The following is a 15410-nucleotide window of genomic DNA, read 5'->3' on the forward strand; positions in this document are numbered from 1 at the left end:
AGGAATTGAATTATGACTACAGAAAAAAAATACATCGTTGCCATTGACCAGGGTACCACCAGTTCACGAGCCGTAATCCTGGATCATGACGCCAATATTGTCGCCGTATCACAGCGCGAATTTCAGCAAATCTATCCTAAAGCTGGCTGGGTTGAGCATGACCCGATGGAAATCTGGGCTTCACAAAGCTCAACCTTAGTAGAAGTGCTGGCGAAAGCGGATATCAGTTCCGACCAAATCGCCGCCATTGGTATTACCAACCAGCGTGAAACCGCGATTGTCTGGGATAAAGAGACCGGTAAACCAATCTATAACGCGATTGTCTGGCAGTGTCCGCGTACCGCCGACTATTGTGAAAAGCTGAAGAAAGAGGGTCTGGAAGAGTATATCCGCCACACCACCGGGCTGGTGATTAACCCTTACTTCTCCGGCACCAAAGTGAAGTGGATCCTCGACCATGTTGAAGGCGCACGTGAGCGCGCAAAACGCGGTGAACTGCTGTTCGGTACCGTCGACACCTGGCTGGTATGGAAAATGACGCAGGGACGGGTGCATATCACCGATTACACCAACGCATCCCGTACCATGATGTTTAATATCCACAAGCTGGAGTGGGATCAGCGCATGCTGGATATTCTGGATATTCCGCGCGAGATGTTGCCAGAAGTACGCAAATCTTCCGAGGTCTATGGCCAGACTAATATCGGTGGTAAAGGCGGTACACGTATTCCTATCGCCGGTATCGCTGGTGACCAGCAGGCAGCGCTGTATGGTCAGCTTTGCGTCAGCACCGGTATGGCGAAGAATACCTACGGCACCGGCTGCTTTATGCTGATGAACACCGGCACCGAAGCGGTAACCTCAACTCATGGCCTGCTGACCACCATTGCCTGCGGTCCGCGCGGTGAAGTGAACTATGCACTGGAAGGTGCGGTGTTTATCGGTGGCGCAGCGATTCAGTGGCTGCGTGACGAGATGAAGATGATCAGCGAGTCTGAAGATTCCGAATATTTTGCCACCAAAGTAAAAGATACCAATGGCGTGTATGTGGTACCAGCCTTTACCGGTCTGGGCGCGCCATACTGGGATCCGTATGCACGCGGCGCTATCTTCGGTCTGACGCGCGGCGCCAATGCCAACCATATTATTCGCGCCACACTGGAATCTATCGCCTATCAAACACGTGATGTTCTGGAAGCGATGCAGGCCGATGCCGGCACGCGTCTGCAGTCTTTACGCGTCGATGGCGGTGCAGTTGCCAATAACTTCCTGATGCAGTTCCAGTCCGATATTCTGGGCACCCGCGTTGAGCGCCCGGAAGTTCGTGAAGTTACGGCACTGGGTTCCGCTTACCTTGCGGGTCTGGCCGTTGGCTTCTGGAAGGATCTGGATGAAGTGCGTTCTAAGGCCGTAATTGAACGTGAATTCCGCCCGAGCATTGAAACCACTGAACGTAACTATCGTTATGCTGGTTGGGTGAAAGCAGTGGCGCGTGCGAAAGCATGGGAAGATCACGAAGAGTAATTAATCCTGCGGGCGGCGAGAACGCCGCCCCTGCAATATGTTCATTTTCCCCGTAGGGGCGGCGTTCTCGCCGCCCGTGCCAATGTTTTGCACTGTCCCACTCCCAGCGGCAAAGTCTATCTGTGATAAACTCATCGCCTCATCAATTCCCCCGAGGCAAATCATGAAACGAGAACTCGCCATTGAATTTTCACGTGTTACCGAAGCTGCTGCGCTGGCCGGTTATAAGTGGTTAGGACGCGGAGATAAAAATACCGCCGATGGCGCCGCCGTGCATGCCATGCGCATTACGCTGAACAAAGTCGATATCGACGGGCAAATCGTGATTGGCGAAGGGGAAATTGATGAAGCACCGATGCTGTATATCGGTGAAAAGGTCGGCACCGGCAATGGTGAGGCGGTCGATATCGCGGTTGATCCCATTGAAGGCACGCGCATGACGGCAATGGGTCAGGCCAATGCCCTGGCAGTGCTGGCAGTCGGCGATAAAGGTACCTTCCTGCATGCACCTGATATGTATATGGAAAAACTGATTGTCGGACCTGCCGCCAAAGGCTGTATCGATCTGAATCTGCCGCTGGCGGAGAATTTAAAGCGGATCGCCGCAGCGCTCGGCAAGCCGCTTAACGCCCTGACCGTCACCATCCTGGCGAAGCCGCGTCACGATGAAATTATTCGTCAGATGCAGCAGCTGGGTGTGCGCGTTTTCGCTATCCCTGACGGCGACGTTGCCGCCTCGATTCTGACTTGTATGCCGGACAGCGAAGTTGATGTGCTGTATGGCATTGGCGGTGCGCCGGAAGGAGTAGTGTCCGCAGCGGTGATCCGGGCGCTGGATGGCGATATGCAGGGCCGTTTACTGGCGCGTCATGTGGTCAAAGGCGATAATCAGGAGAATCGCCGCATTGGCGAGCAGGAACTGGCGCGCTGTCAGCAAATGGGCATTACCGCGGGTGAAGTGCTGCAACTGGATGAGATGGCGCGTAACGATAACGTGATTTTCTCCGCCACCGGCATCACCAGCGGCGATCTGCTAAAAGGCATTACCCGCAACGGCAATATGGCGACCACCGAAACCCTGCTGATTCGTGGCAAATCGCGCACCATTCGCCGCATTCAGTCGATTCACTACCTTGACCGGAAAGATAGCGACCTGCACCAGTATATTTTGTAATCCAGGGTTTAAGTCCAGATTGTGCTTAATGGCAGGGCAAATTTGTCGATACGAGCTTTGCCGCTGGCCGGGGGGTGGAAAAACCCCTACAGCCTGGCGAAGATGGCAGCAGACGAGAATAGCGAGCTAAAAATCAACCATTAAGGAGTTTACATGGCTGAATGGATCACCGGAAAAGTGACCAAAGTGACTAACTGGACCGATAGTTTGTTCAGTATCACCGTACATGCCCCCGTGGCGGCGTTTAATGCCGGTCAGTACGCCAAACTGGCGCTGGAAGTTGACGGCGAACGCGTGCAGCGCGCTTACTCCTATGTAAATGCTCCCAGTGATGAAAACCTTGAGTTCTATCTGGTAACGGTGCCGGAAGGCAAACTCAGTCCACGCCTGTTTGCCCTGCGGCCGGGCGATGAACTGATGATTACCAAAGATGCCGCCGGTTTCTTTATCCTCGACGAGATCCCCGAATGCGAAACCCTGTGGATGCTGGCCACCGGCACCGCCATCGGCCCTTATCTGTCGATTCTGCAGGAAGGCAAGGATCTGGAGCGTTTCCGCCACATTGTACTGGTGCATGCCGCGCGTTTCGCCGCCGACCTCAGCTATCTGCCGCTGATGCAGCAGTTACAGCAACGCTATAACGGCAAACTACAGATTCAGACGGTAGTCAGCCGCGAAGAGGTTGCCGGTTCACTGACCGGGCGCGTACCGGCACTGATTGAGAGCGGCCAGCTGGAACAGGCCGTTGACCTGAAGATCGATGCGGAAACCAGTCACGTTATGCTGTGTGGTAATCCGCAGATGGTGCGTGATACCCAGCAATTGCTGAAGGATACCCGTCAGATGCGTAAACATCTGCGGCGTAAGCCCGGTCATATGACCAGTGAGCATTACTGGTAATCCGCTTTCCTGAGGTAATTTACCGGCTGCGCTGCGCTGCCGAAGCGGTTGTCGCCATTGGTGCCGGTAATTACCCCGAGTTCGAGCAGCACCATAATAAAGATCAGCGTGGGTATAAAGCGGCCTAATGCCCACTGCCAGCTGACACCCAGCACGGCCCAGTTGCCCGCCAGCAGTATCCACGCCAGAATCACCAGCAGCGCCCAGTAACCTTTTTTATTGCGGTCATGCAAACGCTTAACCATCACCGCACTCGATGGCCACAGCAGGCACACCACGCCAAACGCCGCCATCTGCGTATCCAGCCAGCCATAAGCCGCCAGACTGAACAGCAGCACCATTGCGATCAGCCATACAGCCTGCCAGATCCAGAAGTCACGGCGTCCCAGACGACCGCGATAAGAAAAGCACCATTGTTGTAGAGTCATGCATCCGTCCCGGAAAAAGCATCATTAAAAGGCCGCAGCTTTTGACTTTGGCGGGTAAAAACCGTTCTAATCGTTGGCTGAGTTTACTGGTTAGGGTCAACAAAATGAAGAAAGCGCGTGGTACGGCATTAATTATCGGATGTTTACTGTGGCAAACCGCCTGGGCCGATCCCGAGCCGCAGGATCGCGCTGAACATATGCCAGCCGCCCCCTACCTGCTGGCCGGCGCGCCCACTTTCGATATGACCATCGCGCAGTTCCGTGAAAAGTATAATCTTGCCAATCCTGAGTTACCGATTAGTGAATACCGCGCCATCGATAATCGCGATGACAAAAGCAATCTGACCCGTGCCGCCAGTAAAATTAACGAAAACTTGTATGCCTCCACCGCGCTGGAACACGGCACCGGAAAAATCAAAACCTTACAGATTACCTGGCTGCCGATTCAGGGCGCGGAAGAGAAGAGCGCCCATGAGAAAGCACTGGCTTATATGACGGCAATGATGCGCTTTTTCGCACCGGGAATTTCCGCGGAAGAAGCTACTAAGCGTATGAATAATTTACTGAATAAAGGCAAAGGATCGCGTTATTTTGCCCAGACGGAGGGCGCTCTGCGCTTTGTGGTGGCGGATAATGGTGAAAAAGGCCTGACATTCGCCATTGAGCCGATAAAACTATCGCTGGCAACCCCTTAGCAGCACAGGCAAAGATGACGAAAAGCAAAGCCTTTCACGGTTTTGATCTCTATACTGTCTGGCAGACAACACTGTCGGAAGGCAGTGCTACTTCAAAGTATCACGTTAAGCGTGGAGGATATGATGCGACATCCATTAGTGATGGGTAACTGGAAACTGAACGGCAACAAACATATGGTCAACGAGTTGATCGAAGGTCTGCGTAAAGAGCTGAGCACCGTTGATGGTTGCGGCGTTGCTATCGCACCACCGGCGCTGTACCTGGACCAGGCGAAGCATGCCATTTCTGGTAGCCATATTGCTCTGGGCGCACAGAACGTCGACGTTAACCTGTCTGGCGCGTTCACCGGTGAAGTTTCCGCGGATATGCTGAAAGATATCGGCGCGAAATACATTATTATCGGCCACTCTGAGCGTCGTACTTACCATAAAGAGAGCGATGAGTTTATCGCGAAGAAATTCGCTGTGGTGAAAGCCGCAGGTCTGGTTCCGGTACTGTGCATCGGTGAAACCGAAGCAGAGAACGAAGCGGGCCAGACTGAAGAAGTTTGCGCACGTCAGCTTGATGCGGTGCTGGAAACACAGGGCGCAGCAGCGTTCGAAGGTGTGGTGGTTGCTTACGAGCCAGTATGGGCGATTGGTACCGGCAAATCCGCCACCCCTGCGCAGGCTCAGGCCGTACACAAATTTATTCGCGACCATATCGCGAAGAAAGATGCCACCATTGCTAACCAGGTAATCATTCAGTACGGCGGTTCTGTTAACGATAAAAACGCAGCAGAACTGTTTACCCAGCCCGATATCGACGGCGCGCTGGTCGGTGGTGCTTCTCTGAAAGCAGACGCCTTTGCGGTAATCGTAAAAGCCGCTGCCGCAGCGAAGAAATAAGATGTTTACGGGCGGCGTTATCGTCGCCCCTGTTATTTATGCCGCTTTGCCGAGGATCTTACAGCTATGATCCTGAATCTCTTCTGCCGACCCACGATTTAACTTCAGCCAGTTACGTTCAATCGCCATCAGCACCAGGCGGCCATCCGGCAGTGCTGCCAGCGCCAGACCATACTTTCCCATTCCTGCATGCGTATCGGGCACTTCATCGGCCAGACGGATAAACGCACTCTGCTGCGCCAGTTGTTCAACGGTCAGCGTTCTGAGCAGATAAGGGTGCTTTAAGAGGGTGGCGGATTGCCAGTGCTCGCCTAACGAGGGCGCCAGCTGGTCTAACTGCTGACGCACATCCGCCCGCAGACAAGAGATATGAATATGCAGCTGATTCTGCGTGCGGCCATACTGCGAATTAATCGCCAGCGAAATTGCGCTATCGGCAACCGGTGCGCCACGTTTGTCGGCCAGTAAGTGGCGTTCCCGCCAGGATTGGAAAAAGAAGTTGGGTGTTCGTGGATTAAGCAGCAGCGGGTTTTCGATACCGCTGATTCTGGCAACTGGCATCAGTAAATATTGTAGCGGCCCGTTGCGATCCTTCATGGTGACATAGCCCTGGGCCATATCGACATTCTCGCAGGGTGCAGGATTGCCGCTTTGTTGCTGGCCAGGCACACATTTCTCACTGATTGTCTGCCACAACGCATCAGCATTTTTTTGCAAACTCAATGCGGCTATCGCCAGTCCTGCCACCAGCAGGGCAATGACCAGCACGATAACAGTAACCGCGCGATTTCTTCCTTGCTGCATCAGCGTCACCTTTTGATCTTTTCACCCGGACGAATAGTCGCCGAAGTGCCGATAAAAGTCACGCATTGCGAAGCCACAGCAGGCGGCAATCAAAGCCGCCTGCCCGGTGGAGTATTAACGCTTCATAATCTGATCGTAACTGCCGCCTTCAGAGAAGTGGGTCTTCTGCGCAGCGGTCCAGCCACCGAACTTACCATCAATGGTAAACAGATTTACCGGCTGGAAAGTGCTGGCATATTTCTTCGCCACCGCAGCATCACGCGGACGATAGAAGTTCTGCGCCGCGATCTCCTGGCCTTGTGGTGAGTAGAGATACTTCAGGTATTCATCAGCAACTTTGCGCGACTCACGCTCATCGACCACTTTATCGACGACAGAAACCGTTGGCTCCGCCAGAATCGATTCGCTTGGCGTGACAATCTCAAACTTATCTTTACCCAGCTTATTAACCGCCAGGTACGCTTCGTTTTCCCATGCAATCAGCACGTCACCGATGCCACGCTCCACAAAGGTGTTGGTGGCGCCGCGCGCACCAGAATCCTGTACTTCAACATTCTTAAACAGATCTTTGACAAACGCCTGTGCTTTCGCCTGATCGCCATGGTTTTTATCCAGAGCATAGCCCCACGCTGCCAGATAGTTCCAGCGCGCGCCGCCCGAGGTTTTCGGATTTGGCGTAATCACCGCCACGCCCGGCTTGACCAAATCTGGCCAGTCATGGATTTGTTTAGGATTGCCTTTGCGAACCAGGAAGACGATGGTGGAAGTATAAGGTGCAGAGTTGTCTGGCAGACGTTTGATCCAGTTTTTATCAATGCTGCCGCGTTCGGCAATCGCATCAACATCCGAAGCCAGCGCCAGCGTGACCACATCGGCTTTAATACCGTTAATCACTGACGTCGCCTGTTTGCCTGAACCACCGTGTGACTGACGGATAACCACATTGTCACCGGTTTCCTGCTTGTAATGTGCGCTGAAAGCTTTGTTGTACTGCTCGTATAATTCACGCGTTGGATCGTAAGACACATTCAGCAGCTGAATATCTTTTGCCAGCACGCTGGTTGAAGCCAGTAACAGGGTAAAACCCACACTCCACTTATTCATCGCACACACTCCCAAAGTTGTTATGTGAGAAGCGTGACACAAAGTTATCTGCGATTTAAAGAATTAAAAAGTAACCTTTATATCGTAATGGAATATATCTTTGCATAACAGAGGCGCTGAACCCGCAGCGCCTCTGTATAAAGCGTAATCAGTAGAGTTTTTTCGCCGTATCCAGCCAGTCGCCTTTAAACGGACGCTTCATATTTTCGATGGCATCAATAATGTCATGATGCACCATCTTCTCATTCTGAATACCGACGCAACGTCCGCCGTAGCCCTGTAGCAGCAGCTCGATGGAGTAAGCGCCCATACGCGAAGCCAGAATGCGGTCATAGGCGACCGGCGCACCGCCACGCTGAATATGGCCCAGCACCGTGGCGCGGGTTTCGCGTTTGGTTTCAGCTTCGATAAATTTCGCGAGGTCGTCGATATCACAGATATGCTCGGTGATCGCCACGATTGCGTGCTTTTTACCTTTGGCGATACCTGCTTTGATCTCTTCCACCAGCTCTTCACGGGTGTAAGGAATTTCCGGCAGCACGATAAATTCACAACCACCGGCAATTGCCGCCGCCAGGGTCAAATCACCACAGTATCGGCCCATCACTTCGACAATTGAAATACGCTGGTGCGAGGAAGAGGTATCGCGCAGGCGGTCAATCGCTTCCACTACCGTTTCCAGCGCGGTGAAATAGCCGATGGTGTAGTCAGTGCCGGCAACATCGTTATCAATGGTGCCTGGCAGGCCAATACAGGGAAAGCCCATCTCGGTCAGACGCTTGGCACCCATATAGGAGCCATCGCCGCCAATCACCACCAGCGCATCGATGCCGCGCTTTTTCATATTATCAATCGCGACCATACGCACTTCATCATTGCGGAACTCAGGAAAACGCGCAGAGCCGAGGAAAGTACCGCCACGATTAATCATATCGGACACGCTGTAGCGATCGAGATTGGTCATGCGATCTTCATACAAGCCCAGATAGCCATCATAAATACCAAAAACTTCCAGACCTTCACTCAGTGCGGCGCGAACGACCCCACGAATGGCTGCGTTCATTCCCGGAGCGTCACCGCCACTTGTCAGTACACCGATTTTTTTGATCATGACAACCTCTGAACTTGTTGATGCAAAATGATGAATTCAGTACGCCGGAAGGCCTCGACGCGTAAAAACAGACAGCGAGCTTATCGCCTGATAATGACACATAGTATATCAAACACTTCTGGCTGAATTGATTCAGGTCAGGCAAGTTTCGGCAAAAATATCTGCTTAGCCTCACGCTTTGAACTATTCATCCGCTATCTGCTTAATAACCTTAGGTTATAACTCGAAAAACCCCTGACGCTCAGCCGGAACCACCGAACAGGGATCCTGGTGAATAATGATATCCGCGCCGGGAAAACGCCGCAGCAATGCCTGTTCAACCTGCTCGGCCACCAGATGCGCCTTTACCAGCGGCAAATGGTCATCCATCTCCAGATGAAGCTGGATAAAGCGCGTCGGTCCCGACTGGCGCGTGCGTAACTCATGTGCGCCACTGACTCCTGGCCACGAAGAGACAATATCAATAATCTCATTACGTTCATCGTCCGGTAAAGCCCGATCTAATAACGATTGCACTGCCTCGTAACCCATACGTAGCGCGCTATAGAGGATCCACACCCCGATACCCAGCGCAAACAGGGCATCGGCGCGTGAGAAACCATACCAGCTTAACGCCAGTGCAATCAAAATTGCGCCATTCATCACCACATCGGATTGATAGTGCAGCATATCGGCGCGAATCGCCTGGCTGCGGGTTTTGCGTACCACCCAGCGTTGAAAAGCCACCAGACCCAGCGTGGAGAACAGCGCAATCACCGTAACGATTATCCCTACCAGCGGTGCATGCATGGTGGCTGGCTGCGCAAGATGCTGAATACCAGTAAGAAACAGAAACAGCGCTGAACCGGAAATAAACATGCTTTGCGCCAGAGCCGCCAGCGACTCCGCTTTACCATGGCCAAACGTATGTTCGGCATCTGCCGGTTGCAGAGAGTAGCGCACTACCAGCAGGTTGGTCAGCGAGGCGGCGATATCCACCAGTGAATCGACCAGTGCCGCCAGCACACTCACCGAGCCGGTATACCACCAGGCAAAGATTTTGATAATTAGCAGTAGCGAAGCCAAAATCGTCGCCGCGATCGCTGCTGCATTAACCAGACGTGCATATTGAGGATTCATGCCGCACTCCGCAGGCTATTGGTGTGTCAGTATACTGAAATTGAGGGGGAAAAAGCCCCGGCGTTTTTGTCACGCTATCCGCCAGCCCAGGCAATAAGATGCGTTTATCTGCCTTATACAGAGCTGACAGAGCATCCGGAGCCAGAAAATTTCTGTATGTCCGTTAAATAGTGCCTTTCCTCTGCGGAATTTTGCTAAATTGACCCTCAATCAACATATGCCGCAGGCTGATGTCATGCTCTCGCTTCCCACTGATGACGAATATTTAAAGATCCGCAGTTTGCGCTTTGTTCGTCGCATGTTTCTGATGCGTCAGCTGGGAACATTTCTGTGTTTTTTCCCGATAATGTCAGTGCTGCTGGAAAACGGCGCCGGGAAAACGACATTAGTTATGCTGGCACTGAACGCCTTTCTGTGGCCCGCCGTGGCTTATCTGCTAAGTAGCCGCTCGAAGGATCTGGTCAAGGTCGAACAACGCAATCTGACTATTGATGCGCTGTGGGGTGGGATGTGGGTGGCGATTATGGGTATCAGTCCCATCCCTTCGTTGATCATTCTGGCAATTCAAATTTCTGACCGCTACTCTGCGGGCGGATGGAAGCAGCTGAGGCCCGCGCTGTTCGCTTTTTGTCTGACGTTTATTATCGTCTGGTCAGCAACAGGATGCCCGATCCGTTTAAACTTTAGTTCGCAGACCGTGTGGCTGACTCTGCCGTTAGCCACCGTTTATCTGGTGGCGCTAAGTATCCTCTCACGCCAGCTGACTGTGCGACTACGGGATAAAAGCCGCGAGTTTGAGCGGGTAGCGTTACTGGATCCCCGTCTGCATATTCCAAACCGGCGCCTGTTTGAACAACGGCTGGCGAGCGCCTGGCTGCAATCGCAGCGCGGAACCCATGCGGCATATCTTATGCTGCTGGATGTCGATAATTTTAAGCAGGTGAATGATAGCTACGGTCATGAGGTCGGCGATTTTCTGCTGGCCGAAGTCTCTGAAGCGTTGCGCGATGTCATCAGCGTGAAAGATGTTCCGGCAAGATTTGGCGGCGATGAATTGGCGGTGATCATCTATCACAGCGATGAGCATGATGCTTTCCAGCTCGCCGCCAGGATGCTTGAAAGAATAGAAAAAATCCGCCTTCCCTGCGATGAAGTCTATCGCTGCACCGTCAGTATCGGTATCGCACCGGCAAAAGTGGCGACATCAGCGTCGGAATGGTTGCGCCATGCGGACCACGCGCTATATGAGACCAAACGCGCTGGCAAAAACGGCTTCAGGATGTCTGACGGGCATATCAGTTTGCACAGTTTTCAGCAGCCTGGGGCTGAGGCGGAGTGATTGGGGTGGTGAAAAAAGGGTAAAAAAAACCCCCTCATCATGAGGGGGAAGACAGGGATGGTGTCTATGGCAAGGAAAACAGGGATACTATATTACTGGTTACTGCCGGTACTACTCACTGCCTGCAGCGATGAAGACTGCTGCACGTTCGTTAGCTTGCGCATCTCTTTCATGCGCTGCTGATGTCGCTTTTCTAAAACGTCCTGCTGGCCGGGCGTTAACAGGTGATACATCTGGTTGCGAACGCGGGCCATTTCGACCTGCCTTTCAACCTGAGCTTGTGCTAACTTTTCTGCCAGAGCCTTGACGGCCGTTTCATTAAATTTGTCTGCAATGACTAAGTCATGCATGGTTTCTAAATCACTAATACTAATGGGAGAACGCTCATGACGCGCTTGCTGCATCAGGTCTCGCATTTGCTGACGCTGCTGCTCTGTCAGATTGATGCCATCAAACATGTGACTTTGCGAATTTTGCGCCATACTGCGATTCGTCAATCCGTCGTCATCTTGATGCATCTCATCAATCGTCGTTACGTCTGCTGCCCATGCGCTGGAGAAACTGACTACCATCGCTGAAACAATGACGACGGCGGTTAAGTTGCGCATCGTTCACTCCCGGTTATGTTTCCGTATTTCGATTCAACGAGGTTCAGTGTACGGAGATGGCTGCAAACTAGCGTCAGGGGGTGTAAAACTACGTAAAGCGATGGATTGAGGCGATGGGATCAAGGTATTTTGCCTGCGGAGGGAAATAAAAATGAATAAAATCCTGTTGGTTGACGATGACCGCGAATTAACTTCGCTACTGAAAGAGTTGCTGGAAATGGAAGGGTTTGACGTGGTTGTCGCCAGCGATGGCGAGCAGGCGCTCAATATCCTGGACAGCTCCATCGACCTGTTATTACTTGATGTCATGATGCCGAAGAAAAACGGTATCGACACTTTGAAAGAATTACGCCAACAGCATCAAACGCCAGTGATAATGCTGACCGCACGCGGCAGCGAGCTGGATCGCGTTCTGGGGCTTGAGCTGGGCGCAGATGACTATCTGCCTAAGCCATTCAACGATCGTGAACTGGTCGCGCGCATACGTGCGATTTTGCGGCGTTCGAACTGGAGTGAGCAACAGCAGCAGCATGACAATAGCTCCCCGACACTGGAAGTCGATTTTCTGCGCCTGAATCCAGGCCGTCAGGAAGCCAGTTTCGACGGCGTCACCCTAGATCTGACCGGTACTGAGTTCACTCTGCTTTACTTACTGGCGCAGCATCTGGGCCAGGTCGTATCGCGAGAACACCTCAGCCAGGAAGTACTGGGTAAGCGCCTGACACCGTTTGATCGCGCTATTGATATGCATATCTCTAATCTTCGCCGCAAACTGCCTGAGCGCCGTGACGGGCATCCGTGGTTTAAAACGTTACGTGGACGCGGGTATTTAATGGTCTCCGCAACATGATAAGTAGTTTGACCACCCGCATCTTCGCCATTTTCTGGTTAACCCTGGCGCTGGTGTTGATGCTGGTACTGATGGTTCCGAAACTCGATTCCCGTCAAATGACCTCGCTGCTCGAAAGTGAGCAGCGCCAGGGGATCATGATTGAGCAGCATGTTGAAGCCGAACTGGGCCACGATCCACCCAATGATTTGATGTGGTGGCGTCGCCTGTTTCGCGCGATTGATAAGTGGGCGCCGCCTGGCCAGCGCCTGCTGCTGGTGACCAGCGAAGGTCGCGTTATTGGCGCCCAGCACAATGAAATGCAGATTATCCGCAACTTTATTGGTCAGTCTGATAATTCCGATCACCCGCAGAAAAAGAAATATGGCCGTGTCGAACTGGTTGGCCCTTTCTCGGTGCGCGATGGTGAAGATAATTATCAGCTCTATTTAATCCGCCCGGCGGGCAGTTCACAGCTGGATTTTATCAATCTGCTGTTTGACCGTCCGTTACTGCTGCTGATTGTCACTATGCTAATCAGCTCCCCTCTGCTGCTGTGGCTGGCCTGGAGCCTGGCGAAACCCGCGCGTAAGCTTAAACACGCGGCGGATGAAGTCGCCAGCGGCAACCTGCGACAACATCCCGAGTTAGAGGCAGGCCCACAAGAGTTCCTCGCCGCCGGTTCGAGCTTTAACCAGATGGTTAGCGCGCTGGAAAGAATGATGACCGCGCAGCAACGCCTGCTGTCGGATATCTCCCATGAGCTGCGCACGCCACTGACGCGCCTGCAGCTGGCGACCGCCCTGATGCGTCGTCGTCATGGTGAAGGCAAAGAGCTGCAACGCATTGAGATGGAAGCCCAGCGTCTGGACGGCATGATTAATGACCTGCTGGTGCTGTCGCGTACTCAGCATAAAAATGCACTGGTCAGTGAAGCGATGAAAGCGAATCAGCTGTGGGCTGGCGTGCTGGACGACGCAAAATTTGAAGCCGAACAGATGGGCAAAACCCTCGAAGTGCCCTATCCACCGGGGCCATGGCCGCTGTACGGTAACCCCAATGCGCTGGACAGCGCGCTGGAAAATATTGTGCGTAATGCATTGCGCTACTCACATACCCGTATTTCCGTCAGTTTTTCTGTCGACAATCAGGGAATTACCGTGCATGTCGATGACGATGGCCCGGGCGTCAGCGCGGAAGATCGCGAACAGATTTTCCGTCCTTTCTATCGTACCGACGAAGCACGCGACCGCGAATCAGGCGGCACCGGGCTGGGGCTGGCGATTGTTGAAACCGCTATTCAGCAGCATCGTGGCTGGGTGAAGGCTGATGACAGCCCGTTAGGCGGTTTACGCCTGACAATCTGGCTGCCGCTGTACTCCAGCCGTTGATATTTTGCTATCCTGCGGCCCTCGCTATTGAGGGCCGCTACAGATGTTAAATATCGTACTGTTTGAACCTGAAATCCCACCGAATACCGGCAACATTATTCGCCTGTGTGCTAATACTGGCTTTCAGCTGCATCTGATTGAACCGATGGGCTTTGCCTGGGACGATAAACGCCTGCGACGCGCGGGTCTGGATTATCACGAATTCACCCATATTAAGCGTCATGCCGATTACCCTGCTTTCCTCGCGGCAGAAGCGCCGCAACGATTGTTTGCGCTGACCACCAAAGGCACGCCTGCACACAGCGCGGTTAGCTATCAGCCAGGGGATTATCTGCTGTTTGGCCCGGAAACCCGTGGCCTGCCCGCGACCATTCTGGATGCCCTGCCCGCGCAGCAGAAGATTCGCATCCCGATGCAGCCCGACAGTCGCAGTATGAATTTGTCGAATGCGGTGTCAGTGGTGGTGTATGAAGCGTGGCGGCAGCTGGATTATGCGGGTGCGGTAATTAGATAATTTAGACGTAGGGGCGCCATTTTCGCCGCCCGTGCCGATGATTTGCACAGTGCCTGCTGAATAAGGGCGGCGATAACGCCGCCCCTACAAACAGCATCAAATCCCGTCGCCAAATTCGAATCCGGACACCATGCCATTAAAGTGCTGATCCATCTCCATCGAAGGTTTCTCACTGCCAGGCTTACCGACAATACGTGCTGGTACGCCGGCGGCCGTAGTATGTGGCGGAATCGGTTGTAACACTACCGAGCCGGCGCCAATTTTCGCCCCGCGCCCTACTTCGATATTACCGAGGATCTTCGCTCCGGCGCCAATCATCACCCCTTCACGGATCTTCGGATGACGATCGCCGCTGGTTTTACCGGTACCACCAAGGGTGACCGATTGCAGGATGGAAACATCGTTTTCCACCACCGCTGTCTCACCGATCACTATGCCGGTCGCGTGGTCGAGCATAATGCCGTGACCGATGCGGGCGGCAGGATGGATATCGACCGCAAACGAGACGGATATTTCATTTTGCAGATAGACCGCCAGCGCACGACGTCCTTCATTCCATAACCAGTGGCCGATACGGTAGGCCTGCAGCGCGTGAAAGCCCTTCAGATAGAGCAGTGGCGTGGAGTATTTATCCACCGCCGGGTCACGCAGACGCACCGCCTGGATATCAAGGGCTGCCGAGGCGATCATCGAAGGATCGCGGCTGTAAGCTTCTTCAATAATTTCGCGAATGGCAATGGCGGGCATAATCGGGTTGGCAAGTTTATTCGCCAGCATATAGCTCAGCGCGCTGCCGAGATTTTCGTGCTTCAGCAATGTCGCATGGTAAAAACTGGCCAACATCGGCTCACAGTCCGCAAGTGTACGGGCTTCAGCTTTGATGTTATTCCAGACCAGTTCTAACTCTTCAGACGGCATTGCTCTCTCCCGATAAAAAAACAGCGCCCGGCAAAACCGGTACGCTACAGGTGAAGGTGCTGTG

General features: G+C 53.2%; 16 protein-coding genes. 9 read left to right on the forward strand and 7 right to left on the reverse strand.

Going from position 1 to position 15410, the window contains the following annotated elements:
* The first annotated feature begins 12 nt into the window (after positions 1-12).
* The 3 genes from glpK (at position 13) to fpr (ending at position 3598) form a co-directional block, all read left to right on the forward strand.
* Entirely contained in the window at positions 13-1524 is a 1512-nt protein-coding gene (gene glpK, locus N5923_RS03285) for a glycerol kinase GlpK (RefSeq protein WP_267142891.1), read from the forward strand.
* A 163-nt stretch (positions 1525-1687) separates the two neighbouring features.
* Positions 1688-2698 (forward strand): class II fructose-bisphosphatase, encoded by a 1011-nt coding sequence (glpX, locus tag N5923_RS03290; protein WP_267142890.1) that lies wholly within the window; start codon positions 1688-1690, stop codon positions 2696-2698.
* Positions 2699-2851: 153 nt separating this feature from the next.
* Positions 2852-3598 (forward strand): ferredoxin--NADP(+) reductase, encoded by a 747-nt coding sequence (gene fpr / locus N5923_RS03295; RefSeq protein ID WP_267142889.1) that lies wholly within the window; start codon positions 2852-2854, stop codon positions 3596-3598.
* On the opposite strand, the gene N5923_RS03300 is transcribed toward fpr, so the two are convergent.
* Positions 3589-4026: a DUF805 domain-containing protein gene (locus N5923_RS03300; protein WP_267142888.1), complete on the reverse strand. Its 438-nt coding sequence runs from the start codon at positions 4024-4026 to the stop codon at positions 3589-3591. The two genes, fpr and N5923_RS03300, sit on opposite strands and share 10 nt — an antisense overlap.
* A 104-nt stretch (positions 4027-4130) precedes the next feature.
* Between N5923_RS03300 and N5923_RS03305 the strand changes: the two genes are divergently transcribed.
* Positions 4131-4721: a YiiQ family protein gene (locus N5923_RS03305; protein ID WP_267142887.1), complete on the forward strand. Its 591-nt coding sequence runs from the start codon at positions 4131-4133 to the stop codon at positions 4719-4721.
* A gap of 123 nt (positions 4722-4844) precedes the next feature.
* A complete protein-coding gene (gene tpiA, locus N5923_RS03310) occupies positions 4845-5609 on the forward strand; it encodes a triose-phosphate isomerase (RefSeq protein WP_267142886.1) in 765 nt (254 codons plus the stop codon).
* A 36-nt stretch (positions 5610-5645) separates the two neighbouring features.
* Here tpiA and N5923_RS03315 read toward each other — a convergent pair whose 3' ends face one another.
* The 4 genes from N5923_RS03315 to fieF all read right to left on the reverse strand — a co-directional run bounded on the left by N5923_RS03315 (position 5646) and on the right by fieF (position 9747).
* Positions 5646-6413, reverse strand: a complete 768-nt coding sequence (locus tag N5923_RS03315) for a CDP-diacylglycerol diphosphatase (protein ID WP_267142885.1) — start codon at positions 6411-6413, stop codon at positions 5646-5648.
* Between the two features lie 114 nt (positions 6414-6527).
* A complete protein-coding gene (locus N5923_RS03320; protein ID WP_267142884.1) occupies positions 6528-7517 on the reverse strand; it encodes a sulfate ABC transporter substrate-binding protein in 990 nt (329 codons plus the stop codon).
* A 148-nt stretch (positions 7518-7665) separates the two neighbouring features.
* Entirely contained in the window at positions 7666-8628 is a 963-nt protein-coding gene (gene pfkA / locus N5923_RS03325; protein ID WP_017801539.1) for a 6-phosphofructokinase, read from the reverse strand.
* 216 nt (positions 8629-8844) lie between these two features.
* Positions 8845-9747: a CDF family cation-efflux transporter FieF gene (gene fieF, locus N5923_RS03330; protein WP_267142883.1), complete on the reverse strand. Its 903-nt coding sequence runs from the start codon at positions 9745-9747 to the stop codon at positions 8845-8847.
* Between the two features lie 235 nt (positions 9748-9982).
* Between fieF and N5923_RS03335 the strand changes: the two genes are divergently transcribed.
* On the forward strand, positions 9983-11086 hold the full coding sequence (locus tag N5923_RS03335) for a diguanylate cyclase (protein WP_267145216.1): 1104 nt from the start codon (positions 9983-9985) through the stop codon (positions 11084-11086).
* 92 nt (positions 11087-11178) lie between these two features.
* Here the strand turns inward: N5923_RS03335 and cpxP are convergent, their stop codons facing one another.
* Positions 11179-11694, reverse strand: coding sequence for a cell-envelope stress modulator CpxP (gene cpxP, locus N5923_RS03340; protein WP_267142882.1), 516 nt, complete (start codon positions 11692-11694; stop codon positions 11179-11181).
* Between the two features lie 151 nt (positions 11695-11845).
* On the opposite strand from cpxP, the gene cpxR reads away from it, so the two are divergent.
* From cpxR to trmL, 3 genes are read left to right on the forward strand one after another with little or no spacing between them, the layout of a single operon-like run.
* A complete protein-coding gene (gene cpxR / locus N5923_RS03345) occupies positions 11846-12544 on the forward strand; it encodes an envelope stress response regulator transcription factor CpxR (protein ID WP_017801544.1) in 699 nt (232 codons plus the stop codon).
* Entirely contained in the window at positions 12541-13914 is a 1374-nt protein-coding gene (gene cpxA / locus N5923_RS03350; protein ID WP_267142881.1) for an envelope stress sensor histidine kinase CpxA, read from the forward strand. Before cpxR ends, cpxA begins: the two co-directional genes overlap by 4 nt.
* Positions 13915-13957: 43 nt before the next feature.
* Entirely contained in the window at positions 13958-14428 is a 471-nt protein-coding gene (trmL, locus tag N5923_RS03355; protein ID WP_267142880.1) for a tRNA (uridine(34)/cytosine(34)/5-carboxymethylaminomethyluridine(34)-2'-O)-methyltransferase TrmL, read from the forward strand.
* Positions 14429-14524: 96 nt separating this feature from the next.
* Here the strand turns inward: trmL and cysE are convergent, their stop codons facing one another.
* Complete coding sequence (cysE, locus tag N5923_RS03360; RefSeq protein WP_267142879.1) at positions 14525-15346, reverse strand: serine O-acetyltransferase; 822 nt, start codon at positions 15344-15346, stop codon at positions 14525-14527.
* Positions 15347-15410: the final 64 nt, after the last annotated feature.

The sequence above is a fragment of the Winslowiella arboricola genome (genome assembly GCF_025527015.1).
In the GTDB taxonomy this organism is placed as follows: Bacteria; Pseudomonadota; Gammaproteobacteria; order Enterobacterales; family Enterobacteriaceae; genus Erwinia; species Erwinia arboricola.